Source organism: Streptomyces sp. NBC_00414 (assembly GCF_036038375.1).
Lineage (GTDB): Bacteria > Actinomycetota > Actinomycetes > Streptomycetales > Streptomycetaceae > Streptomyces.
Genome location: NZ_CP107935.1, coordinates 2,962,035 through 2,984,797, shown reverse-complemented (window position 1 = coordinate 2,984,797; position 22,763 = coordinate 2,962,035). Strand labels below are relative to the sequence as shown.

Sequence of the window (22,763 nt, the reverse complement as noted above, 5' to 3'; positions counted from 1 at the left end):
GGCGGTCTCGGCAGGCAGTCGGAACCCCGGCCCCGCTGCCTGCGGAGGTCTCCGGACGCTATCGCGTCATCGGTCGCGCGAGGTTTCGGAGGCTACCTCGTTCTGGCCGTGCGCCGTGCGGCCGGCTTCACGGGGGCGGGCGGCCCCGGTGGCACCCGGCCGACCGCCTGCACCCGTCGTGAGCCGAGTCCCTCCGGGGGCAGGGGGGCTCGTCGGGTGCGGGGCCGTCGGGGCTGGTCGCGCAGTTCCCCGCGCCCTTGGGGGAGCGCCCCTGGCCGGGTCGGCTGCCGGTGGGAGCGTCGTCGGGCCGGGCCTGTGCTGCCCGCGCGGTCGCGCGGGATCCCGCGGGCGGCCCGGTGCTCGCTCTCGGCGTACTCGACGCGGGAACTTCGCCAGCCGTCCGCGCGCTTGCATACAGTGGCATGACTAGCAGGAATTCAGCAGTTTTCCGCGATCGAAGGGACGTACATGCCCATGGGTCACACGGCCACAGCCGAGGCCGGTTCCGGCGGCCTGACAGCGACCGAGCACCGCCTGGCCAACGGCCTGCGTGTGGTGCTCTCCGAGGACCACCTCACCCCGGTCGCGGCGGTGTGCCTCTGGTACGACGTCGGCTCGCGTCACGAGGTCAAGGGCCGTACCGGGCTCGCCCACCTCTTCGAGCACCTGATGTTCCAGGGGTCCGGCCAGGTGAAGGGCAACGGTCACTTCGAGCTGGTCCAGGGAGCGGGCGGTTCGCTCAACGGGACGACGAGTTTCGAGCGGACCAACTATTTCGAGACCATGCCGACGCACCAGCTGGAGCTCGCCCTCTGGCTGGAGGCCGACCGCATGGGCTCCCTGCTCGCCGCGCTCGACGAAGAGTCGATGGAGAACCAGCGGGACGTCGTCAAGAACGAGCGCAGGCAGCGCTACGACAACGTCCCCTACGGCACCGCTTTCGAGAAGCTGACCGCCCTCGCCTATCCGGAGGGCCACCCCTACCACCACACCCCGATCGGGTCGATGGCGGACCTGGACGCGGCCACCCTTGAGGACGCGCGCGCTTTCTTCCGCACCTACTACGCGCCCAACAACGCGGTGCTGTCGGTCGTCGGTGACATCGACCCGGAGCAGACGCTCGCCTGGGTCGAGAAGTACTTCGGTTCCGTCGCGGGCCATGACGGAAAGCCCGCCCCGCGCGACGGCTCGCTCCCGGAGACCATGGGCGGGCAGCTGCGCGAGGTCGTCGAGGAGGAGGTCCCGGCGCGCGCGCTGATGGCCGCCTACCGGCTGCCGGAGGACGGCACGCGCGCGTCCGACGCGGCCGACCTCGCCCTGACCGTCCTCGGCGGCGGCGAGTCGTCCCGGCTCTACAACCGGCTCGTACGCCGCGACCGCACCGCCGTCGCGGCCGGGTTCGGCCTGCTGCGTCTCTCCGGAGCGCCCTCCCTGGGGTGGCTCGACGTGAAGACTTCCGGTGACGTCGAGGTCCCGGTCATCGAGGCCGCCGTCGACGAGGAGCTCGCCCGGTTCGCCGCGGAGGGCCCCACGGCCGAGGAGATGGAGCGCGCCCAGGCCCAGTTGGAGCGCGAGTGGCTGGACCGGCTCGGCACGGTCGCGGGCCGCGCCGACGAACTGTGCCGGTACGCGGTCCTGTTCGGCGACCCCCAGCTCGCCCTGACCGCCGTCCAGCGCGTCCTCGACATCACCGCGGAGGAGGTCCAGGAGGTCGCCAAGGCCCGCCTGCGCCCCGACAACCGCGCGGTGCTGGTCTACGAGCCGGTCGCCGCCGAGGAGACCGACGCCCCCGGGACCGACGCCGCCGCTGACAACACCGACGAGGAGGCGGCCAAGTGACCGAGCTCGCCACGATGGAGTTCCACCCGCAGCCCCAGGCCGGCGAGGCCAGGCCCTGGGCCTTCCCCGCGCCCGAGCGCGGCACCCTCGGCAACGGCCTGACGCTGTTGCGCTGCCACCGCCCCGGCCAGCAGGTCGTCGCCGTGGAGGTGATCCTGGACGCCCCGCTGGAGGCGGAGCCGAAGGGCCTGGACGGCATCGCCACGATCATGGCGCGAGCCTTCTCGGAGGGCACCGACAAGCACTCCGCCGAGGAGTTCGCCGCCGAGCTGGAGCGCTGCGGCGCCACCCTGGACGCGCACGCCGACCACCCCGGCGTACGGCTCAGCCTCGAAGTCCCCGTCTCCCGGCTGCCCAAGGCGCTCGGCCTGCTCGCCGACGCGCTCAGGGCGCCCGCGTTCGAGGACGGCGAGATCGAGCGGCTGGTGCGCAACCGGCTCGACGAGATCCCGCACGAGACCGCCAACCCGGCCCGGCGGGCCGCCAAGGAGCTGTCCCGGCAGCTCTTCCCGGCGGACTCCCGGATGTCGCGCCCGCGCCAGGGCACCGAGGAGACGGTCACCGCGATCGACTCGGCGGCCGTACGCGCCTTCTACGAGAAGCACGTACGCCCCGCCACGGCCACCGCGGTCGTCGTCGGAGACCTCACCGACGTCGACCTCGACGCGCTGCTCGGGGACACGCTCGGCACCTGGACCGGATCGCAGGCCGAGTCGCGTCCCGTGCCCTCGGTGACCGCCGACGACACCGGCCGGGTGATCATCGTCGACCGTCCCGGAGCCGTCCAGACGCAGCTGCTCATCGGCCGCGTCGGCGCGGACCGGCACGACCGTGTGTGGCCCGCCCAGGTGCTCGGCACGTACTGCCTCGGTGGCACCCTCACCTCCCGCCTGGACCGTGTCCTGCGCGAGGAGAAGGGATACACCTACGGCGTGCGGGCGTTCGGCCAGGTTCTGCGCTCCGCCCCGGACGGGACGGGCATCTCGATGCTCGCCATCAGCGGCTCGGTGGACACCCCGAACACCGGCCCGGCGCTCGACGACCTCTGGAAGGTGCTGCGCACCCTCGCCGCCGGGGGTCTGACGGACGCCGAGCGTGACGTCGCCGTGCAGAACCTGGTGGGGGTGGCGCCCCTGAAGTACGAGACCGCGGGCGCCGTCGCGGGCACGCTGGCCGACCAGGTCGAGCAGCACCTGCCGGACGACTTCCAGGCGACGCTGTACAAGCAGCTCGCCGCCACCGGCACCGTGGAGGCCACCGCGGCCGCCGTGAACGCCTTCCCGGTGGACCGTCTGGTGACCGTCCTCGTCGGTGACGCCGCGCAGATCGAGGGGCCCGTCAGGGCCCTCGGAATCGGCGAAGTCAGCGTCGTGGCACCGGAGTAGGTACTGGCAGCAGGTGGGGCCCGGGTGACCGACGAGTCGCCCGGGCCCCTTTTTCATACTGCTGCCCGTACCGCCTTCCTCCCTGATTGTCTGCATTGAGGCGGAAGTTGCCCGTATTGGTGGAGAGGTTGCCTGTCTGCCCTGTGGCGTGCGCTACAAAAGTGTTGATCCGTTTGTCTATTGAAAGAGGCGCCGCTTAGCGTCGGTCCGGCTGTTCGTCAGGCACTGCGCCGCGTCCGCGGCACCGGACAGTCATCGCCGAGTCCCCGCATGGCGCGAGCCAGGGGAGCCGGGGACCCACGTCCCTGGGGTGAATCGGACGCCCTTCCCGAAGGGGGTCCGTAGGAGACCTTCCTGCTCCGAACCCGTCAGCTAACCCGGTAGGCGAGAAGGAAGGAAAGGACCAGCCACTTCATGGCGTTCACCCGCGCCACGGGGAAGCACCGTCTTCCCAGCCGCATGACGCGCACGACCCGCAGGACCGTCGGCGTCGCAGCCCTGGCCACCACCGGTGTCGTGGGCACACTGGCCGCCCCGGCGTTCGCCGCCGAGAGCGAGATCGAGCAGACCGGCCCCCTCCGGGCCGTCACCATGGGTGACTCGGTCGCCCACGAGATCGACGCCCAGGCCGCCGCCCAGCGGCAGGCCGCCGAGCAGGACGCGGCCCGCGAGAAGGCCGAGGCCGCCGCGAAGAAGCGCGCCGAGGAGGCCGCGGCCAAGGCCAAGGCGAGGGCCGAGAAGGAGCGCGAGGCCGAGGCCCGCGCGGCCCGCGAGAAGGAGCGCAAGCGCCTCAACGCCTACACCGCGCCGATCGCCGGCTCGTACGTCTCGACCTCTTACCAGGCCGGCGGCGGCATCTGGTCCTCCGGCAGCCACACCGGCATCGACTTCCACGCCGCCAGCGGCACCGCCGTCCACGCGGTGGGCTCCGGCACCGTCGTGGAGGCAGGCTGGGGCGGCTCGTACGGCAACCAGGTCGTCATCAAGATGACCGACGGCACGTACACCCAGTACGGGCACCTCTCGTCCATCGGTGTCTCGGTCGGCCAGACGGTCACTCCGGGGCAGCAGATAGCCCTCTCCGGGGCGACCGGCAACGTCACGGGGGCGCACCTGCACTTCGAGGCGCGGACGACCGCGGAGTACGGATCCGACATGGACCCCGTCGCGTACCTCCGCGGGCACGGCGTCAACGTCTGACCGCACGGCATCTCTGTACGGACGTACAGCACCGCATCCGCGCGAAGGCCCCGGCTCACCGAGCCGGGGCCTTCGCGCGATCCCGTCGCCTCAGATGGGCCCGTAGGTACCCGTACGACCGCTTCCGGTCACTTCCGCACCGGACGACTGCCTGTTCGGAGACGTGGTGTGTCCAAAAAATATCCATGGATTCCCGGCTGCCTTCGGAATTTCCCGTTCTCTGCAATAGAGTCACCGAACAAGCGTCAATCGACCGCGTTTCGCGGGGATTAAGGCGGAGGTTCGGTCATGCGTATTCCCGCGCGCTCGGTATGCACGGCGATCCGTGACGACATCGTCGCGGGTGTCTACGGGCGCGGCAGCCGGCTCACCGAAGAACTGCTCGCGCGCCGCTACGGCGTCTCGCGGGTCCCCGTGCGCGAGGCGCTGCGCACCCTGGAGGCGGAGGGCTTCGTGGTCACCCGCCGGCACGCGGGCGCGTGCGTCGCCGAACCGACGGAGCAGGAGGCCGCCGACCTCCTGGAGATGCGTGTGCTGCTGGAGCCGCTGGGCGCCGCCCGGGCCGCCCAGCGACGTACCGAGGCCCATCTCAAGGTGCTGCGCGGCCTGGTCAGACTCGGTCAGGAGCGGGCCAGGCGGGGCAACAGCGAGGATCTGCGCTCACTCGGCGGCTGGTTCCACGAGACGCTCGCGCAGGCCTCGGGCAGCCCGGCGCTGACCTCGACGCTCGGTCAGCTGCGGCACAAGATCGCCTGGATGTACTCGGTCGAGGCGCCCGCGCACCCCGCCGAGTCCTGGACCGAGCACGGGGCCATCGTGGACGCCGTGGCCCGCGGTGACAGTGACCGGGCCCGGTCGATCACGGCGTTGCACACGGAGCGGGCGACCTCCGCGCACCGGCTGCGCTTTCCCGGCGCGGACCGCGTCGAACGTGTGAGGACTTCGCAACATCCCGTAAACACAGCGGGCCTGCGGCATTAACAGAAGCACCGTATACAAAGAGGGATATTCGGCAGGTTCCTATTTCTGGTGCCCTTTTATTCTGCGTGCCCGGAACTGCGGAGCGCGCAATTTCTGTATGCACGGAAATTGCCGCGCCGGTCCCGTGTGAAAAACACGGCTCCCGCCCCGCTGGGAAATCTTCGTCGCGGGGGAGCCCCCGGGGGCGACTCCGGCCCGTCGGTCCCGTACGCGCAAACGGCGGAGCCGCGTCCCCCGGGGTGTGGGTGACGCGGCTCCGCCGTACGGGGTCCGGGAGGTCAGACCGTCTCGGGGAGCTCGTCGAGACCCTCGGCGACCAGCTTCGCCAGGCGGTCGAGCCCGGCGTCCGCGCCCTCGGCGTCGGAGGCCAGGACGATCTCCTCGCCGCCCTGGGCGCCCAGGCCGAGGACCGCGAGCATGGAAGCGGCGTTGACGGGATTGCCGTCGGCCTTGGCGATCGTCACGGGGACACCGGTGGCCGTGGCCGCCCGGACGAAGATGGAGGCGGGACGGGCGTGCAGGCCCTCGGCCCAGCCGACGTTGACGCGGCGCTCAGCCATGTGATGCTGCCCTTCAGGTGTCTCACGGTTGTCTAGACCAGTGTTCCATACGGTGGAGCGTGCCCTGCGTGGGTGCGGACCCGGCCGGCCGGGTTCCCCAAGACTGCCCCGGGCCCCCGCCGGACGCGAGCCCGCCGTTGTCGGACCCGAGTCGTACTCTGGGCCCCATGCAGACCCCGTCGGACCGGCACGAGTACCCCGCCCACTGGGAGGCGGACGTCGTCCTGCGCGACGGCGGCACCGCGCGCGTCCGGCCCATCGCGGCCGACGACGCCGACCGCCTCGTCAGCTTCTACGAGCAGGTGTCCGCCGAGTCGAAGTACTACCGCTTCTTCGCGCCGTACCCGCGCCTGTCCGCCAAGGACGTCCACCGCTTCACCCACCACGACTTCGTGGACCGGGTGGGACTCGCGGCCACTGTCGGCGGCGAATTCATCGCCACCGTACGCTACGACCGCATCAACGCCTCCGGGATGCCCGCCTCCGCCCCCGCGGACGAGGCGGAGGTCGCTTTCCTCGTGCAGGACGCCCATCAGGGACGTGGCGTGGCCTCCGCCCTGCTCGAACACATCGCGGCCGTCGCCCGTGAGCGCGGCATCCGCCGTTTCGCCGCCGAGGTACTGCCCGCCAACAGCAAGATGATCAAGGTTTTCACGGACGCCGGGTACCAGCAGAAGCGCAGCTTCGAGGACGGCGTCGTACGCCTGGAGTTCGACCTGGAGCCCACCGACCGTTCGCTCGCCGTGCAGCGCGCGCGGGAGCAGCGGGCGGAGGGCCGCTCCGTGGCCCGGCTCCTCGCGCCCGGCTCGGTCGCGGTGGTCGGAGCGGGCCGCACACCCGGGGGAGTGGGCCGCAGCATCCTGGAGAACCTGCGGGACGCGGGGTTCACCGGGCGCCTGTACGCGGTGAACGGCGCACTTCAGGAGAAGGAGCTGGCCGGAGTCCAGGCCCACCGCTCCGTGCGGGACATCGACGAGCCCGTCGACCTCGCCGTGATCGCCGTCCCGGCCGACCGGGTCCCCGAGGCAGTCGCGGAGTGCGGCGAGCACGGGGTGCAGGGACTCGTCGTGGTCTCCGCGGGATACGCCGAGAGCGGCCCCGAGGGCAGGGAGCGCCAGCGCGAACTCGTGCGCCAGGCACGTACGTACGGGATGCGGATCATCGGGCCGAACGCCTTCGGTGTCATCAACACCTCCCCGCGGATCCGGCTGAACGCCTCGCTCGCGCCGGAGATGCCGCGCACCGGGCGCATCGGGCTGTTCGCCCAGTCCGGGGCCATCGGGATCGCGCTGCTGTCCCGGCTGCACCGGCGCGGCGGCGGGGTCACCGGGGTGACGGGCGTGTCGACCTTCGTCTCCTCCGGCAACCGCGCGGACGTGTCCGGCAACGACGTCCTTCAGTACTGGTACGACGACCCGGACACCGATGTCGCGCTCATGTACCTCGAATCGATCGGCAACCCGCGCAAGTTCACCCGCCTCGCCCGGCGCACCGCGGCGGCCAAGCCGCTGGTCGTCGTCCAGGGCGCACGGCACGGCGGAGCCGCGCCCCAGGGGCACGCCGTACGGGCCACCCGGCTGCCGCACGCGACGGTGTCCGCCCTGCTGCGGCAGGCCGGGGTCATCCGCGTGGACACGATCACGGAGCTGGTCGACGCGGGACTGCTGCTGGCCCGCCAGCCCCTGCCCGTGGGCCCCAGGGTGGCGATCCTCGGGAACTCCGAGTCGCTCGGGCTGCTGACGTACGACGCGTGTCTCGCCCAGGGGCTGAGCCCGCAGCCGACCCGCGACCTGACGACGGGCGCCTCGGCCGAGGACTTCCGCGCGGCGCTGGCAGACGCGCTGGCCGACGACGCCTGCGACGCCGTCGTGGTCACCGCGATTCCGGCGGTGGGCGAGAGGTCCGCGGCGGACGCCGCTCTGGCGGAGGCCCTCCGTTCGGCCTCCGCTGCCGCTCCCGCCAAGCCGGTTCTCGTGGTGCATGTGGAGCTGGGCGGGCTCGCGGAGGCCCTGTCCGCGGCGGCGAGCACCGCACCGGCCGGTCTCGCGGCAGCCGGCAGCGCCCCGGCAGGCCTCGCGGCGGCATCCGCAGGCGCCGCACCAGCTCCGGCCGGCACGACACCAGCGCCCGTCGGCACCGCACCAGCTCCGGCCGGCCCCGCCCCGCAAGCCGCTCCCGTGCTTCCCGAGGCGGAGAGCGCCGGGACGCGAGGTGCCGGGACGGAGAGCGCTGAGGTCGACTCCCGGCTCATCCCCGCCTACCCCGCCGCCGAGCGGGCCGTGCGCGCGCTCGCGGAAGCCGTGCGATACGGCCAGTGGCGGCGCGAGTCCGCCGACCCGGGGCGGGTGCCCGAGTACGAGGACATCGACGAGAAGGGCGCGGCCGAACAGATCGACCGCCTGCTGGTCGACGGCGAAGGAGCCGACCGAGAAGGGGCCGTCTCCACGGAACCGGGAGCGGGCGAGGCGGGGCTCACGCTCGGCCCCGACGACACCTGCGCCCTCCTCGGCCGGTACGGCATCGACGTCCGTCGCGCCCTGCCCGCGTCCACGCCCGAGGAAGCGGTGGCCGCCGCGCAGCGTCTCGGCTACCCCGTGGCGCTGAAGACCACCGCCCCGCACCTGCGACACCGCGCCGACCTGGGCGGCGTCCGCCTCGACCTGGCGGACGAGGAGCAACTGCGGCGCGCGTACGCCGAGTTGACCAGCCTCTTCGGGCAGCCCGAGGAACTGCGCCCGGTGGTACAGGCCATGGCACCGCGCGGCGTCGACACGGTCGTCCGGGCGGTCATCGACCCGGCGGCCGGGGCGGTGCTCTCCTTCGGGCTCGCGGGAGCGGCCTCGGAACTGCTGGGAGACACCGCACACCGACTGATTCCGGTCACCGACCGCGACGCCGCCTCACTGGTCCGCTCCATCCGGACCGCACCGCTCCTCTTCGGCTGGCGCGGCTCGGCCCCGGCGGACGTCGCGGCACTGGAGGAACTGCTGCTGCGTCTGTCACGGCTTGTCGACGACCACCCGGAGGTCGTCTCCGTGTCCCTGGAGCCCGTCGTCGTCGCCCCGCGCGGGCTGAGCGTGCTCGGCGCCTCCGTGCGGCTCGCGCCGCCGCCCGCCCGCGACGACCTCGGGCCCCGCACGCTTCCGGTGTACTGAGCGGTGCCTCGCATTCAGTACTCCCCCGTAGGATGGACGTCATGGCCAAGACCAGTACGACGACCCAGGGGCTGCGAGCGGCGATCGAGCGCAGCGGCTACTACCCGGCCCTCGTGGCCGAGGCGGTGGAGGCCGCTGTGGGAGGCGAGCCCATCCGGTCGTATCTGGTCCACCAGGAGACGACGTTCGACGCGAACGAGGTGCGTCGGCATGTCACGGTGCTCGTCCTCACGGGTAACCGCTTCATCGTGAGCCACACCGACGAGCAGGCCGCGGACAGCACGTCGCCCACGCCGTACGCGACCACGTCCACCGAGTCCGTGAAGCTTGGCCGGATCTCGTCCGTCGTGCTCAGCAGGGTCGTGGCGAACCCGGAGAAGTACGTCGTGGGGACGCTGCCGCGCGAGGTCGTCCTCACCATCGGCTGGGGTGCGGTCGCCCGCATCGACCTGGAGCCGGCGGCCTGCGGCGACCCCAACTGCGAGGCCGACCACGGCTACACCGGCAGTTCGACGGCGGACGACCTGAGCCTGCGCGTCAGCGAGGCCGGTGACGGCCCGGACGCCGTGCGCCAGACGCTGGCCTTCGCGCAGTCGCTCTCCGAGGCGACCGCGGACGTCACCCGCTGATGGCCCAGCAAGTCTGGGACGACCCGGAACCACTCACCGTCGGATCCGCGCCCGTACCCGAGTACGGCAGCGGCTCGCTCGCCGACCTCCTGCCCACGCTGGCCGCGGGCATGGACGTACCGGACATGACCGCCTCCCTCGGCGAACTGAGCCCGGCCGACCGGAACTGCGTCTTCCTGATCGACGGTCTCGGCTGGGAGCAGCTGAAGGCGCACCCGGACGAGGCCCCGTTCATGAGCTCCCTGCTGGGCAGCTCGCGCGGCGGCACCGGCCGGCCGATCACGGCGGGCTATCCCGCGACCACCGCGACCTCGCTGGCCTCGGTCGGCACCGGACTGCCCCCGGGCGCCCACGGACTGCCCGGCTACACCGTGCGCAACCCCGAGACCGGCGAGCTGATGAACCAGCTCCGCTGGATCCCCTGGACCAAGCCGGGCAAGTGGCAGCCGTACCCCACGGTGTTCCAGCTGGCCGACGCGGCGGGCGTGCACACGGCCCAGGTGTCCGCGCCGCACTTCCAGAACACCCCGCTGACCAAGATCGCGCTCAGCGGCGGCACGTTCCACGGACGGCTGACCGGCGAGGACCGCATGGACATGGCGGCCGAGCAACTGGCCGCCGGGGACCGCTCGCTGGTCTACACGTACTACGCCGAGGTCGACGGCAAGGGACACCGCTTCGGCGTCGACTCCGACGCCTGGCGCGGCCAGCTCATGTACGTGGACCGGCTGGTCCAGCGCCTGGCCGAGCAACTGCCGCCGCGCGCGGCCCTGTACGTCACCGCCGACCACGGCATGATCGACATCCCCTTCGACGAGCAGCACCGGATCGACTTCGACGAGGACTGGGAGCTGCGCGCGGGCGTCGCCCTCCTCGGCGGCGAGGGCCGGGCCCGGCACGTGTACGCGGTCCCGGGCGCCCAGTCGGACGTCCTGACCTGCTGGCGCGAGGTGCTCGGCGAGCAGTTCTGGGTGGCCTCGCGCGACGAGGCGATCGCGGCAGGCTGGTTCGGCCCGCACGTCGACGAGCGGGTGTACGCGCGCATCGGCGACGTCGTCGCGGCGGCCCGGGACGACGTGCTGATCACCGCGTCCGAGCGGGAGCCGAAGGAGTCGTTGATGGTCGGCAACCACGGCTCGATGACCCCGGTGGAACAGCACGTTCCACTGCTGGAAGTACGTTCCTGACCGACCCTCTCCCCGCCCCGCGTCACCCCTGCTGAAAGGTGCTCGACCCACCATGCCCGAGCTGGTGTTCTTCTCCGGAACCATGGACTGCGGGAAGTCGACGCTGGCTCTGCAGATCGAGCACAACCGCTCGGCCCGCGGCCTGCAGGGCGTGATCTTCACCCGGGACGACCGCGCGGGCGAGGGCAAGCTCTCCTCACGCCTCGGCCTGGTCACTGACGCGGTCGAGGTCGAGGACGACCAGGACGTGTACGCGTACCTCGTCGAACACCTCTCGCGGGGAGGCAGGGCGGACTACGTCATCGCCGACGAGGCACAGTTCCTCGCCCCCGAGCAGATCGACCAACTCGCCCGTGTGGTCGACGACCTGGACATCGACGTCTTCGCCTTCGGCATCACCACCGACTTCCGCTCGAAGCTCTTTCCCGGCTCCCAGCGACTCGTCGAACTCGCGGACCGCGTCGAGGTCCTCCAGGTCGAGGCCCTCTGCTGGTGCGGCGCCCGCGCCACCCACAACGCCCGCACCATAGGCGGGCGGATGGTCGTGGAGGGTGCCCAGGTCGTGGTCGGCGACGTCGACCAGTCGGAGGACATCGGCTACGAGGTGCTGTGCCGTCGCCATCACCGCCGCCGGCTGACCGCGGTCACCGCACGGGTGGGCGTCCTGTCCCCGGACGTGCTCCCGGTGGACGCCGTGCCCCAGCGCTGACGGCCCGGCGCCTACGGGTCAGCCCGACAGCCCGGTGCCGACGGCTCAGCGGCTGGTCCGTACCAGTGAGAACGCCGCGCCCTCCAGGTCCGCCACCGTGGCGACACGGCCGTACGAGCCGTCGTGGGGCGGCTTGAGGACATGGCCGCCGAGGTCGACGGCCAGGGCCACGGCCGCGTCCACGTCGACGACCTCGAAGTACGTCATCCAGTGGGCGCCCCGGTCCCGGGGCAGGGCGTTGCCGACACCGTGGATACCGGCCACCGGGCGGCCCTTGATGTGGAGGGTGATGTAGTCGAAGTCGGCGGAGACGACGGGCTCCTCCTCGTAACCGAAGACCGTCTCGTAGAATTTGGCGACACCCTCCGAGTCACGCGTGATGAGCTCGTTCCACGTCGGCGTCCCGGGGACCCCGGCGATGCCCGCGCCGAGATGGGCCGCGGCCTGCCAGACGCCGAACACCGCGCCCGAGGGGTCCGAGGCGATCGCCAGCCGGCCGGCGTCGTCGGCGACCAGCGGCCCCACGCCGACCGTGCCGCCGCAGTGCCGGACCGTCTCCGCCGTCAGGTCCACGTCGTCCGAGGCGAGGTAGGGCGTCCACGCGACGGGCAGATGACGGTCCGGTGGCAGCTGGCCGATGCCCGCCACCTCCTGCCCGTCCAGCTGCGCCCGCACATAGGCACCCAGCTGCTGCGGACCCGGCTGGAACTCCCAGCCGAACAGTTCCCCGTAGAACTCCTGGGTCGCGGCCATCCCGTGCACCATCAGACTCACCCAGCAGGGTGTTCCGGGCGCGTACGCAGAGCCGTTCAGGCCGGCCGACCCCCGTGCCTCGGTCATCGTCACCCTCTCCTCGGCGCCTCGTGGGGCCGCTTCACTTCCGCTTACGAACCGGGCGTACCGCCGCTGTGGACCAGGTCGCCCGGTGCCGATGGTCGCACCACCGGCACTCCGACGCGTCCCGGCCGAACGGCCCACGGCGGGAGGATGCCCGCATTCCTGTTGCCCATCCGTTTCCCCGCGATTGCCTGCGCATGTCCATCGGCCGTACAGTGCGTGCTCGTTCCTGCACGCCGTGTGGTCGGGTCGGCCCGGCGGAGCACAGTAGCCGGACCCGGACGATGTAGCCACCCCGTGCGCGAGGATGGTGGCCATGAACGCCATCATCTCCGCATCCCGACTCGCGAGCGACCTGGCGGGGCCGAACCCCCCGGTCGTGCTGGACGTCCGCTGGCAGCTGGGCGGCCCGAACCTGCGCCACTTCTACGAGGAGGCGCACATTCCGGGGGCCGTCTACGTGGACCTGGACACCGAACTCGCCGCTCCCGCCGGCGCCGCCGGACGCCACCCGCTGCCGGACCCGGAGGTCTTCGCCGCGGCCATGCGCGCGGCCGGGGTCTCCGAGGACCGTGACGTCGTCGTGTACGACGGAGGGCTCGGCTGGGCCGCCGCGCGGGCCTGGTGGCTGTTGCGCTGGACGGGTCACCCGTCGGTGCGTGTCCTTGACGGCGGCCTCGCGGCCTGGAGCGGTCCGGTCGAGAGCGGCCGTGCGGCGCCGGCCGCCGGAACCTTCGTACCGGCTCCCGGGAAGGTGTCCCTGCTGGACGCCGACGGGGCCGCGTCGCTGGCCCGCACCGGTCTGCTGCTCGACGCCCGGGCCGCCGAGCGCTACCGCGGCGACGTCGAGCCGATCGACCGTGTGGGCGGCCACATCCCCGGTGCGGTGTCGGCGCCGACCACCGGGAATGTGGCCGAAACCGGTTGCTTCCTGCCGGCCGCCGAACTCGCCGACCGCTTCGCGTCCCTGGGCGCCGACGGCTCTTCCGAGGTCGGTGTCTACTGCGGGTCGGGCGTCTCCGGCGCGCACGAGGTCCTCGCGCTGGCGGTCGCGGGCATCCCGGCCGCGCTGTACGTGGGTTCCTGGTCGGAGTGGTCCCAGGACGAGGGGCGGCCGGTCGCGACCGGACCCGATCCGCAGTAGCGCGAGAGGCGCGGCGGCCGGACGGGCTCCCAAGGAGGAGCGGACCGGTAAGGAAGGGCGGACGGGAGAACAGAGGGCTCGCACCGAGACGGTGCGAGCCCCTGCCACTTCCTAGTCCTGCTTCTTGCGTCGCGTCCCGAAGACGATCTCGTCCCAGCTCGGTACGGCCGCTCTGCGTCCCGGGCGGACACCGTCCGCCTCGGCCTGCCGATCGGTGGCACCGACGAGCCGGTCCCGGTGGCTGGCCACCGAGCGCGGCATGAGCACGTCCGCGTAGGCGGAGCCGGCCGAGGCCGCGGGAGCCGGCGGCTCCTCCACCTCTTCCTCCGGGACGGGCGGTTCCTCGGTCGCGGGACGCTCCGTGGTCGAGGTCGTGGAGGCCGCCGAGGCGGCGGGGGCGGTCGAGGGCCGCTCGGGCACGACCATGTCGCCGCGGAAGCTGGGCACCGCCTCCAGGAGGCTGGTCAGCGAGTCGCGCTCACGCTCGCTGACGCCCTCCTCGATGTCCGGATCGGGCGGTGACGGGGGCAGGCTCGGGCGCTCGATCTGCCGGTCCAGGGCACGGTCCAGCGGACGGTCGCGCGGCAGCCGCGCGATACGCGGCACGAACGGGAAGCTGGGCTCGGCGGCGCCGAGATCGTCGGACTCGCCGATCAGCGAGCGCGCCTCGTCGTCGACGGCCTGTACGAGCCGCCGGGGCGGGTCGTACGTCCAGCTCGCGGAGTGCGGTTCGCTCGCCACCCGGTAGACGAGCAGGACTTCCCAGGTGCCGTCGTCGCGGCGCCACGAGTCCCACTGGACGGTCTCCTTGTCGGCGCCGCGGTGCAGGAGACGCTCCTGCACGGCCTCGCCGAGCTGGGGGCCGGTCGTCTCGCCGGGGCGGCGGACGGGGGTCTTGCGGGCCCGCTCCGCCATGAAGGCACGCTCGGCGAGCACAGGTCCCTCGAAGCGGCGCACGCGGTCGACGGGGATACCGGCGAGCTGTGCGACTTCCTCGGCGGACGCTCCCGCGCGTATGCGTGCCTGAATGTCTCGGGGGCGGAGATGGCTCTCCACCTCGATCTCGATCTGGCCGAGGCGGGGACGATCGCCGCGTACGGCGGCGCGTAGACGCTCGTCAATCGGAAGCGTGTACTCCGTGCTGTCCGCAGCCTTCAGCACCAGCCGTGTGCCGTCATTGGAGACGGCCACGACACGCAGTTCGGGCATGGGGACCTCCCGGGTGGTGCCTGCCGACGTCACGTGCGTCGCTGCTTCCGCTAGTCGAGTGTGGCCTGCCCGGGTGCAGCCTGCCACAACCTTGCCGAGTTGCCCGGCGTGTCGGACGGTGGCCCGAACTCGCCGTTATGGCACGGTTACCTATTCGCAACGCTAAGTGACGAACCTCATCACCCTGTGCAACGGGCCCCCTCTCGGCGGTCCTGTACGGCTCCGGACGCCCTGGCGAGTGTCCGGTCCCAGGGCTCGCAACAGTACTCCATTCGGGCCACTTGCGCGGATCGGCACGCCACCGAACTTCTGTCCGGGGGCGGGAGTTGGCCGCCCGGGGTGACGTTCCAGTGATCATGGTGATACTCGATCTTCACATGATCGCCGGAAACGGAGGCAACCGCTTCGCCCAAGCGTCCTGTGCTCGGGCAATCGGTCGATGTGAACGGCTGCTCCCGGTCGATGTGTTCAGCTATTCGCCCAGGATCCGCCGCAGGTAGTCGTTGCCGAAACGCCGTTCCGGGTCGAGCCGGTCACGCAGCGCGGTGAACTCGCCGAAGCGCGGATAGACACCGGCGAAGTACTCCGCGTCCCGGGTGTGGACCTTGCCCCAGTGGGGCCGGCCCTCGTGCGCGGTGAAGATGCGCTCGGCGGCGCTGAAGTACGCCTGGTACGGCGTCCCCCTGAACATGTGGACCGCGATGTACGCGCTGTCCCGGCCGGAGGCGGTGGAGAGGGTGATGTCGTCCGCGGGGGCCGTGCGCACCTCCACCGGGAAGCTGATGCGCAGAGGTGAACGGTCGACCATGGCCTTGAGTTCGCGCAGTGTCTCGACGAGAGCGGCCCGCGGAACCGCGTATTCCATCTCCGTGAAACGCACCCGGCGCGGAGAAGTGAAGACCTTGTAGGGAATGTCTGTGTAGGTGCGCGCGGACAGGGCGCGGCTGGAGATCCGGGCGATCGAGGGGATCGCGGCGGGGACGGCCCGGCCCACGTAGTTGGCCGCCTGGAAGACGCCGTTGGAGAGGAACTCGTCCTCGTACAGGGCACGGACGGTGCCGACCGGCTTCTCCGGGCCCGCGCTGCGGTTGTTGCGCTTGGTGTTGCAGTTGCCGGTGTGGGGGAACCAGTAGAACTCGAAGTGCTCGTTCTCCGTGAACAGTTCGTCGAAGGAACTCGTCACCTCGTCGAAGCTCATCGGCTCCTCGCGGGCCGTGAGGAGAAAAAGCGGCTCCACGGAGAAGGTGATCGCGGTGATGACACCCAGGGCGCCTATCCCCAGGCGGGCCGCCGCGAAGACCTCGGGGTTCTCCTTCTCGGAGCAGGCGAGCACCGAGCCGTCGGCGGTCACCAGTTCAAGTCCCGCGATCTGGGCGGCGATCGAGGCGGAGTCGCGGCCGGTGCCGTGCGTGCCGGTGCTGGTCGCGCCCGACACCGTCTGCTCCATGATGTCGCCCATGTTGGTGAGCGACAGACCCTCCCGGGCCAGGGCGAGGTTGAGGCGCTTGAGCGGGGTGCCGGCCTCCACCGTCACGGTGCCGTTCTCACGGTCGATCCCGCGGATGCCGGTCAACAGTTGAGGGCGGATCAATACGCCGTCGGTCGCCGCGGCCGCGGTGAAGGAGTGGCCCGTACCGACGGCCTTGACCCTCAAGCCGTCCTCGGCGGCCCGGCGCACGGCGGCGGAGAGTTCCTCGACGGAGGCCGGAGTGACCTCCCGGGCCGGCCGCGCGGTGACGTTCCCGGCCCAGTTACGCCAGGTGCCGCTCTTCGCGCTCACTGTGCTTCTCATGGGTTCCTCCCCGCTGCGGAACCGGCCTGCTGAGCCGGCGATACCCGAGGAAACCCACCGCGACCGCGACAGCTCCGGCCGCGACCGGAACCCCGTACCCGGCCCGTGCCCCGGCTGCGTCGATCACCCAGCCGGACAGGGAGGAACCGAGCGCGACCCCGACCGCGAGCCCGGTGCTCACCCACGTCATGCCCTCGGTCAGTTTCGCGCGTGGTACGTGCAGTTCGACGAGGGCCATCGTCGTGATCATCGTCGGCGCGATGGACAGGCCCGCAACGAACAGCGCCACAGCCAGGAACGGCAAGTTTCCGACCAGTAGCAGAGGGATCATACTCACGGCCATGGCGCAGATGCCCAGCACCCACCTGCGGGCGGGCGGCCCCGCGAAGCGCAGCAGCCCGAAGACGGCCCCGGCCACGCAGGAACCCGCCGCGTAGACGGCCAGGACGATGCTCGCGGCCCCCTTGTGGCCCTCCTCCTCGGCGAAGGCCACGGTGACCACGTCGACCGCGCCGAAGATCGCGCCGGTCGCCACGAAGGTGGCCACCAGGACCTGCAGTCCGGCCGAGCGCAGCGCCGAGCCTCCCGTGTGGTGCCCGCGAGGATGCGGAGGGGGTTCGGTGGCGCGCTGGGACGTCAGCCAGAAGACACCGGCCGCCAGGAAGAGGGCCGCGAGCAGCGGACCGGCCTCCGGGAACCACACGGTGGACAGACCGATGGAGATGATCGGCCCGAAGATGAAGCAGATCTCGTCCACGACGGACTCGAAGGCGTACGCGGTGTGGAGTTCGGGCCTGCCCCGGTAGATGAGCGCCCAGCGCGCCCTGGTCATCGCGCCGACGCTCGGTACGCAGCCGATGCCGGCCGAGCAGAGGAACAGCACCCAGTCCGGCCCGTCGAAGTGGGCGGTCAGCAGGAGTCCGCCGGACGCGGCGAGCGCGAACAGCGCGGCCGGCCGCAGCACCCGCCGCTGCCCGTGCCGGTCGACCAGACGGGATATCTGAGGGCCCAGTACGGCCGCGGACAGTGCCATGGTCGCCGAGAGGGCGCCCGCGAGCCCGTACCGCCCGGTGAGCTGGGAGATCATCGTGACCACGCCGATGCCCATCATCGACAGCGGCATCCGGCCGAGGAGGCCCGCGGTGGTGAATCCCCTGGAGCCGGGTGCGGCGAACAGGGCGCGGTAGGGGCTGAGCACGGGAGGTCTCCGGTGAGGGTCCGGTAAGGCGTGAAGCTGGCCGATACAGCTTACGAGTCAGGCGACCCTAACTCATCTGAGGATTTCCCCGGGCACTCCGTCCACCTGCCGTTCGGCCCCCGCCGATGCCCGGCTGTCAGAAGCGGGTGGCAGGATCGAGGCATGCGAGACGCGCTCGATGCCACCCCCTACGACGCCCTGCTCCTGCTCTCCTTCGGCGGCCCCGAGGGCCCCGACGAGGTGGTCCCGTTCCTGGAGAACGTGACGCGGGGCCGGGGCATCCCCAAGGAACGCCTCAAGGAAGTGGGGCAGCACTACTTCCTGTTCGGCGGGGTCAGCCCGATCAACGACCAGAACCGCGCCCTGCTGGACGCCCTGCGCAAGGACTTCGCGGAGCACGGCCTGGACCTGCCCGTGTACTGGGGCAACCGGAACTGGGGCCCGTATCTGACCGACACCCTGCGGGAAGCGGTAGCCGACGGCCGCCGCCGCGTCCTGGTCCTCGCCACGAGCGCGTACGCCTCCTACTCGGGCTGCCGGCAGTATCGCGAGGACCTGGCAGCGGCGCTGGCGACCCTGGAGGCCGAGGGCCTGGAGCTGCCGCGGGTCGACAAGCTCCGGCACTACTTCAACCACCCGGGCTTCGTCGAGCCCATGATCGAGGGCGTCTGCAAGTCGCTCGCCGACCTCCCCGAGGACGTCCGCGCGGGCGCGCACATCGCCTTCACGACGCACTCGATCCCGACCTCGGCGGCGGACACCTCCGGACCGGTGGAGGGCCACGGCGACGGCGGGGCGTACGTGCGGCAGCACATGGACGTCGCCGGTCTCATCGCCGACGCGGTGCGCGAGCGGACCGGGACCGACCACCCCTGGCGGCTCGTCTACCAGTCGCGCTCGGGAGCCCCGCACATCCCGTGGCTGGAGCCGGACATCTGCGACCACCTGGAGGAGCGGCACGGCGCCGGCGTCCCGGCCGTCGTCATGGCGCCCATCGGGTTCGTCTCGGACCACATGGAGGTCCTGTACGACCTCGACACGGAGGCCACGGCGAAAGCCGCGGAGCTGGGACTGCCGGTGCGCCGCTCGGCCACCGTGGGCGCCGACCCGAGGTTCGCCGCCGCGATCCGTGACCTCGTCCTGGAGCGGTCCGCCACCGAGAGGGGCGGAGACGCCGCAGGGAAGGTCGGAGACGCCACGGGGAAGGGCAGAGACGTTTCGCCCTGCGCGCTCGGTGCTCTCGGCCCGAGCCACGACCTCTGCCCCGTGGGCTGCTGCCCGGCCCGCGCACCCAAGCCCGCCGCCGCGGGCGCCGACAGCCCGTACGCATGAGGAGCCCCGTGACCGCCACAGCGAACGACGAGCTGAAGAACCGGCTCCTGGAGATCGCGCTCGACGCGGCCCACCGGGCGGGCGCCTTCCTGCGGGACGGCCGCCCCGACGACCTGGGCGTGGCCGCGACCAAGTCCAGCGCGGTCGACGTCGTCACCGAGATGGACATCGCCTCCGAGAAGCTGATCACCGGCCTGCTGGCCGACGCCAGGCCGGACGACGGCGTACTGGGGGAGGAGGGCGCCGACATCAAGGGCAGCAGCGGCGTCCAGTGGGTGATCGACCCGATCGACGGGACGGTCAACTACCTTTACGGGCTGCCCAGTTGGGCCGTTTCCATCGCGGCCCGCAAGGACGGCGAGACGCTCGTCGGTGTCGTGCACGCCCCGATGCGCGCGGAGACCTACCGGGCCGTCCTCGGCGGGGGCGCGTACGTCGACGACCGCCCCGCGCGCGTGCGGCCCGCTCCCGACCTGGCGCTGGCCCTCGTCGGCACCGGCTTCGGCTATCTCGCGGACCGCAGGGCCCGGCAGGCCGAGGTGCTCGGGCAGCTGATCTCCCAGGTCCGGGACATCCGCCGCGGCGGCTCGGCGGCGATCGACCTGTGCGACGTGGCCACGGGCCGCCTGGACGCGTACTACGAGCGTGGACTGAACCCCTGGGACTACGCGGCGGGTGATCTGATCGCCCGGGAGGCGGGCGCGCTGACCGGCGGACGCCCCGGAGATCCCCTCTCGACCGACCTGACCGTCGCGGCCCCGCCCGGCCTCTTCGAGCCCCTCCAGACCCGGCTCGACGAACTCGGCGCCTGGCACGACTGACCTGCGCCGACGAATACCTCGACACGGACGACGGAGCGGGGCCCCGGGCTGGATCTGCCGGGGCCCCGCTCTCGTGACGAGCTCGGTCAGACGTGTGACACGCCGACCTGAACCCCGTGCTCCGCGGCGAGGCGGTGCAGGTCGTCGAGCTCGGCCTGCTCGACCTCCGCGAGGAAGTCGTCGCCGGTCTCGCGAGCCATCGTCAGGTCGGACTCGGTCGCCCTTATGCGCTGCAGAAGTCCTGCGGTGAATGCGTCCATGCTGCGCCCCCTCGTCCTGGGTCGTGGGTCGGTGGTGGCACGGGGGTGTGCCGTTCGGAAGGGACGATCACGTCTCCAGGGATGCCCGGCGCTGCCCAGCCGGGCGGCGTCAGTGCCGGACACCCACGCCCGCCCTGCGGAAGCGGACCATGACGTACCGCAAGGTGGTGCGGCACGAGCAGAGCGTGATCGCGGGGTGTAAATCCGTCCTCCCCCCGCTCCCTTCCACGGAAACCTCAACCCCCCGAGAAAATCTGGCATTCCCGCTCCCCGAACCCGTCTTACAGCCGACTTATGGCCGAAAAGGGCAGGATGGAGTCCCACCCTCCCTGCGCTCGGCTGTGCTTGAGCCGGAGGGCCCCATCAGGACCCGCCCGCGCGCGCCGAGAAGGCGCTACGCGGGTGGACACAGGAAGGACAAGCGACGTGCGTGTACTCGTCGTCGAGGACGAGCAGCTGCTCGCCGATGCGGTGGCCACCGGACTGCGCCGGGAGGCCATGGCCGTCGACGTCGTGTACGACGGCGCGGCCGCCCTGGAGCGCATCGGCGTCAACGACTACGACGTGGTCGTCCTCGACCGTGACCTCCCGCTGGTGCACGGCGACGACGTCTGCCGGAAGATCGTCGAGCTCGGCATGCCCACGCGCGTGCTGATGCTCACGGCCTCCGGGGACGTCAGCGACCGCGTCGAGGGACTGGAGATCGGCGCCGACGACTACCTGCCCAAGCCTTTCGCGTTCAGCGAGCTGACGGCACGCGTGCGTGCCCTGGGCCGGCGTACGAGCCTGCCGCTGCCGCCCGTCCTGGAGCGCGCCGGGATCAAGCTCGACCCCAACCGCCGCGAGGTCTTCCGCGACGGCAAGGAGGTCCAGCTCGCCCCCAAGGAGTTCGCCGTCCTGGAGGTGCTCCTGCGCAGCGAGGGCGCGGTGGTCTCCGCCGAGCAGCTCCTTGAGAAGGCCTGGGACGAGAACACCGACCCGTTCACCAACGTCGTACGGGTCACGGTGATGACCCTGCGCCGCAAGCTCGGCGAGCCGCCGGTCATCGTCACCGTGCCCGGCTCCGGATACCGGATCTGACCCCCGATGACCACGACACCCGCTCCTCCCAAGGCGCCCCCGAAACCCACCTGGGACCCCAGGAAGCCGGAACCGCCGTTCCCGTGGCTGCGCCCGACCATCCGTATACGCCTCACGCTGCTGTACGGCGGGATGTTCCTGATCGCCGGCATCCTGCTGCTGTCGATCATCTATCTGCTCGCGGCCCAGGCACTGCACGAGGGCAGCGGCGTCGACTTCCAGGTGACCGGCAGCAACCTCGAACTCACCAGTGCGACCTGTCCGCAGCTGAGCGGGGCGGGCGACAACCAAGAGCTGAACTCCATGCTCAAGGAGTGCACCGCCGTCCAGCGGCAGCACGCCCTGGACGGGCTGCTCAGCCGTTCCCTGATGGCGCTGCTCGGTCTCGCCGTGATCGCGTTCGCCTTCGGTTACGCGATGGCCGGGCGGGTCCTGTCGCCGCTGGGCAGGATCACCCGTACCGCGCGTGCGGTGGCGGGCTCGGACCTGTCCCGGCGGATCGAGCTGGACGGCCCGGACGACGAGCTCAAGGAGCTGGCGGACACCTTCGACGACATGCTGGAACGGCTGCAGCGGGCCTTCACGGCCCAGCAGCGGTTCGTCGGGAACGCCTCGCACGAGCTGCGGACACCCCTGGCGATCAACCGCACGCTCCTGGAGGTGCACCTGTCCGATCCGGGCGCACCCATGGAGCTGCAGCAGCTGGGCAAGACCCTGCTGGCCACCAACGAGCGCAGTGAGCAGCTCGTCGAGGGCCTGCTGCTGCTCGCCCGCAGCGACAACCAGATCGTCGAGCGCAAGCCGGTGGACCTCGCCGAGGTCGCCTCGCAGGCCATAGACCAGGTGCGCGGCGAGGCGGACGTGAAGGGCGTGGAGGTGCGTGGGGAGCGGGCCGCGGCGGTCGTCCAGGGCAACGGCGTCCTCCTGGAGCGGATCGCCCTGAACCTCGTCCAGAACGCCGTGCGGTACAACGTGGCGGAGGACGGCTGGGTCGAGGTCGTCACGGAGGTACTGCACGGCCAGGCGGTCCTCACGGTCTCCAACACCGGTCCCGTGGTCCCCGCGTACGAGATCGACAATCTTTTCGAGCCTTTCCGGCGGCTGCGTACCGAGCGGACGGGAAGTGACAAGGGTGTGGGCCTCGGACTGTCCATCGCCAGGTCGGTGGCCCGCGCGCACGGCGGCCATATCGTCGCGGAGCCGCGTGAGGGAGGTGGCCTGGTGATGCGAGTCGCCCTACCTATCTGAGACCATGTCGCCGACACGCGAGGATGTTCGCTTTGCGCGGAATTTTCTGGGCAGACAAAAGGCACGCTCGTGTGTGATCGATCACAGGGCGAATTTCCGGCCATCTACCCTCCGTGATCAATAAGGTTGCCGGAAAGCCGGGAAAATCCGGGTTTTCGGGGGTCGAGATCACGGGAAGTACACGGTGAGACGCCTTT

At 71.5% G+C, this 22,763-nt stretch carries 19 protein-coding genes and 1 riboswitch; of the genes, 13 read left to right on the top strand and 6 right to left on the bottom strand.

Annotated features, from left to right (window positions below; translation table 11 throughout):
- The first annotated feature begins 468 nt into the window (after window positions 1-468).
- The 4 genes from OHS59_RS12775 to OHS59_RS12760 all read left to right on the top strand — a co-directional run bounded on the left by OHS59_RS12775 (window position 469) and on the right by OHS59_RS12760 (window position 5,405).
- Window positions 469-1,839 (top strand): M16 family metallopeptidase, encoded by a 1,371-nt coding sequence (locus OHS59_RS12775; RefSeq protein ID WP_328493532.1) that lies wholly within the window; start codon window positions 469-471, stop codon window positions 1,837-1,839.
- On the top strand, window positions 1,836-3,224 hold the full coding sequence (locus tag OHS59_RS12770) for a M16 family metallopeptidase (protein WP_328493531.1): 1,389 nt from the start codon (window positions 1,836-1,838) through the stop codon (window positions 3,222-3,224). Before OHS59_RS12775 ends, OHS59_RS12770 begins: the two co-directional genes overlap by 4 nt.
- A 246-nt stretch (window positions 3,225-3,470) precedes the next feature.
- Window positions 3,471-3,625, top strand: a riboswitch (cyclic di-AMP (ydaO/yuaA leader).
- 13 nt (window positions 3,626-3,638) lie between these two features.
- On the top strand, window positions 3,639-4,424 hold the full coding sequence (locus OHS59_RS12765; protein WP_328493530.1) for a M23 family metallopeptidase: 786 nt from the start codon (window positions 3,639-3,641) through the stop codon (window positions 4,422-4,424).
- A 288-nt stretch (window positions 4,425-4,712) separates the two neighbouring features.
- Window positions 4,713-5,405 carry a GntR family transcriptional regulator gene (locus tag OHS59_RS12760; protein ID WP_328493529.1) on the top strand — a complete coding sequence of 231 codons (693 nt, stop codon included), beginning with the start codon at window positions 4,713-4,715 and terminating at the stop codon, window positions 5,403-5,405.
- A gap of 278 nt (window positions 5,406-5,683) precedes the next feature.
- Here OHS59_RS12760 and OHS59_RS12755 read toward each other — a convergent pair whose 3' ends face one another.
- Window positions 5,684-5,965: an HPr family phosphocarrier protein gene (locus OHS59_RS12755; RefSeq protein WP_328493528.1), complete on the bottom strand. Its 282-nt coding sequence runs from the start codon at window positions 5,963-5,965 to the stop codon at window positions 5,684-5,686.
- 167 nt (window positions 5,966-6,132) lie between these two features.
- On the opposite strand from OHS59_RS12755, the gene OHS59_RS12750 reads away from it, so the two are divergent.
- The 4 genes from OHS59_RS12750 to OHS59_RS12735 are packed head-to-tail and all read left to right on the top strand — an operon-like array spanning window position 6,133 to window position 11,645.
- Entirely contained in the window at window positions 6,133-9,120 is a 2,988-nt protein-coding gene (locus tag OHS59_RS12750; RefSeq protein WP_328493527.1) for a bifunctional acetate--CoA ligase family protein/GNAT family N-acetyltransferase, read from the top strand.
- A 41-nt stretch (window positions 9,121-9,161) separates the two neighbouring features.
- Window positions 9,162-9,749 carry a DUF5998 family protein gene (locus OHS59_RS12745; RefSeq protein WP_328493526.1) on the top strand — a complete coding sequence of 196 codons (588 nt, stop codon included), beginning with the start codon at window positions 9,162-9,164 and terminating at the stop codon, window positions 9,747-9,749.
- Entirely contained in the window at window positions 9,749-10,936 is a 1,188-nt protein-coding gene (locus OHS59_RS12740) for an alkaline phosphatase family protein (RefSeq protein WP_328493525.1), read from the top strand. The genes OHS59_RS12745 and OHS59_RS12740 overlap by 1 nt, the downstream gene beginning before the upstream one ends.
- Before the next feature lie 52 nt (window positions 10,937-10,988).
- The gene (locus OHS59_RS12735) at window positions 10,989-11,645 is read left to right on the top strand and encodes a thymidine kinase (RefSeq protein ID WP_328493524.1); all 657 of its coding nucleotides are present in this window, start codon (window positions 10,989-10,991) and stop codon (window positions 11,643-11,645) included.
- 45 nt (window positions 11,646-11,690) lie between these two features.
- On the opposite strand, the gene OHS59_RS12730 is transcribed toward OHS59_RS12735, so the two are convergent.
- Window positions 11,691-12,485, bottom strand: a complete 795-nt coding sequence (locus OHS59_RS12730) for a VOC family protein (RefSeq protein WP_328493523.1) — start codon at window positions 12,483-12,485, stop codon at window positions 11,691-11,693.
- A 313-nt stretch (window positions 12,486-12,798) separates the two neighbouring features.
- On the opposite strand from OHS59_RS12730, the gene OHS59_RS12725 reads away from it, so the two are divergent.
- Window positions 12,799-13,626 carry a sulfurtransferase gene (locus OHS59_RS12725; protein ID WP_328493522.1) on the top strand — a complete coding sequence of 276 codons (828 nt, stop codon included), beginning with the start codon at window positions 12,799-12,801 and terminating at the stop codon, window positions 13,624-13,626.
- 111 nt (window positions 13,627-13,737) lie between these two features.
- Here OHS59_RS12725 and sepH read toward each other — a convergent pair whose 3' ends face one another.
- From sepH to OHS59_RS12710, 3 genes are all read right to left on the bottom strand, one after another.
- Window positions 13,738-14,835, bottom strand: coding sequence for a septation protein SepH (gene sepH, locus OHS59_RS12720; RefSeq protein ID WP_328493521.1), 1,098 nt, complete (start codon window positions 14,833-14,835; stop codon window positions 13,738-13,740).
- A gap of 472 nt (window positions 14,836-15,307) precedes the next feature.
- Window positions 15,308-16,627, bottom strand: coding sequence for a D-arabinono-1,4-lactone oxidase (locus OHS59_RS12715; protein ID WP_328493520.1), 1,320 nt, complete (start codon window positions 16,625-16,627; stop codon window positions 15,308-15,310).
- Window positions 16,587-17,825, bottom strand: coding sequence for an MFS transporter (locus OHS59_RS12710; RefSeq protein ID WP_328493519.1), 1,239 nt, complete (start codon window positions 17,823-17,825; stop codon window positions 16,587-16,589). Before OHS59_RS12710 ends, OHS59_RS12715 begins: the two co-directional genes overlap by 41 nt.
- 162 nt (window positions 17,826-17,987) lie before the next feature.
- Here OHS59_RS12710 and OHS59_RS12705 point away from each other — a divergent pair, with 162 nt between their 5' ends.
- Both OHS59_RS12705 and OHS59_RS12700 read left to right on the top strand, forming a co-directional pair.
- Complete coding sequence (locus OHS59_RS12705; RefSeq protein WP_328493518.1) at window positions 17,988-19,157, top strand: ferrochelatase; 1,170 nt, start codon at window positions 17,988-17,990, stop codon at window positions 19,155-19,157.
- Window positions 19,154-19,978, top strand: a complete 825-nt coding sequence (locus OHS59_RS12700; RefSeq protein WP_328493517.1) for an inositol monophosphatase family protein — start codon at window positions 19,154-19,156, stop codon at window positions 19,976-19,978. Before OHS59_RS12705 ends, OHS59_RS12700 begins: the two co-directional genes overlap by 4 nt.
- Before the next feature lie 86 nt (window positions 19,979-20,064).
- Here the strand turns inward: OHS59_RS12700 and OHS59_RS12695 are convergent, their stop codons facing one another.
- Entirely contained in the window at window positions 20,065-20,238 is a 174-nt protein-coding gene (locus OHS59_RS12695; RefSeq protein WP_169801958.1) for a hypothetical protein, read from the bottom strand.
- Window positions 20,239-20,664: 426 nt separating this feature from the next.
- On the opposite strand from OHS59_RS12695, the gene OHS59_RS12690 reads away from it, so the two are divergent.
- Both OHS59_RS12690 and OHS59_RS12685 read left to right on the top strand, forming a co-directional pair.
- Complete coding sequence (locus OHS59_RS12690) at window positions 20,665-21,318, top strand: response regulator transcription factor (protein WP_006380516.1); 654 nt, start codon at window positions 20,665-20,667, stop codon at window positions 21,316-21,318.
- A 6-nt stretch (window positions 21,319-21,324) separates the two neighbouring features.
- A complete protein-coding gene (locus tag OHS59_RS12685) occupies window positions 21,325-22,566 on the top strand; it encodes a sensor histidine kinase (RefSeq protein WP_328493516.1) in 1,242 nt (413 codons plus the stop codon).
- The last annotated feature ends 197 nt before the right edge of the window (window positions 22,567-22,763 follow it).

Bases quoted from the DNA above. Each gene is read 5' to 3' on its own strand.
- sepH (WP_328493521.1), bottom strand. From the start codon at position 14,835: ATGCCCGAACTGCGTGTCGTGGCCGTCTCCAATGACGGCACACGGCTG.
- OHS59_RS12705 (WP_328493518.1), top strand. From the start codon at position 17,988: ATGCGAGACGCGCTCGATGCCACCCCCTACGACGCCCTGCTCCTGCTC.
- OHS59_RS12700 (WP_328493517.1), top strand. From the start codon at position 19,154: ATGAGGAGCCCCGTGACCGCCACAGCGAACGACGAGCTGAAGAACCGG.
- OHS59_RS12760 (WP_328493529.1), top strand. From the start codon at position 4,713: ATGCGTATTCCCGCGCGCTCGGTATGCACGGCGATCCGTGACGACATC.
- OHS59_RS12765 (WP_328493530.1), top strand. From the start codon at position 3,639: ATGGCGTTCACCCGCGCCACGGGGAAGCACCGTCTTCCCAGCCGCATG.
- OHS59_RS12775 (WP_328493532.1), top strand. From the start codon at position 469: ATGCCCATGGGTCACACGGCCACAGCCGAGGCCGGTTCCGGCGGCCTG.
- OHS59_RS12725 (WP_328493522.1), top strand. From the start codon at position 12,799: ATGAACGCCATCATCTCCGCATCCCGACTCGCGAGCGACCTGGCGGGG.
- OHS59_RS12745 (WP_328493526.1), top strand. From the start codon at position 9,162: ATGGCCAAGACCAGTACGACGACCCAGGGGCTGCGAGCGGCGATCGAG.
- OHS59_RS12685 (WP_328493516.1), top strand. From the start codon at position 21,325: ATGACCACGACACCCGCTCCTCCCAAGGCGCCCCCGAAACCCACCTGG.
- OHS59_RS12735 (WP_328493524.1), top strand. From the start codon at position 10,989: ATGCCCGAGCTGGTGTTCTTCTCCGGAACCATGGACTGCGGGAAGTCG.
- OHS59_RS12695 (WP_169801958.1), bottom strand. From the start codon at position 20,238: ATGGACGCATTCACCGCAGGACTTCTGCAGCGCATAAGGGCGACCGAG.
- OHS59_RS12740 (WP_328493525.1), top strand. From the start codon at position 9,749: ATGGCCCAGCAAGTCTGGGACGACCCGGAACCACTCACCGTCGGATCC.
- OHS59_RS12755 (WP_328493528.1), bottom strand. From the start codon at position 5,965: ATGGCTGAGCGCCGCGTCAACGTCGGCTGGGCCGAGGGCCTGCACGCC.
- OHS59_RS12715 (WP_328493520.1), bottom strand. From the start codon at position 16,627: ATGAGAAGCACAGTGAGCGCGAAGAGCGGCACCTGGCGTAACTGGGCC.
- OHS59_RS12750 (WP_328493527.1), top strand. From the start codon at position 6,133: ATGCAGACCCCGTCGGACCGGCACGAGTACCCCGCCCACTGGGAGGCG.
- OHS59_RS12730 (WP_328493523.1), bottom strand. From the start codon at position 12,485: ATGACCGAGGCACGGGGGTCGGCCGGCCTGAACGGCTCTGCGTACGCG.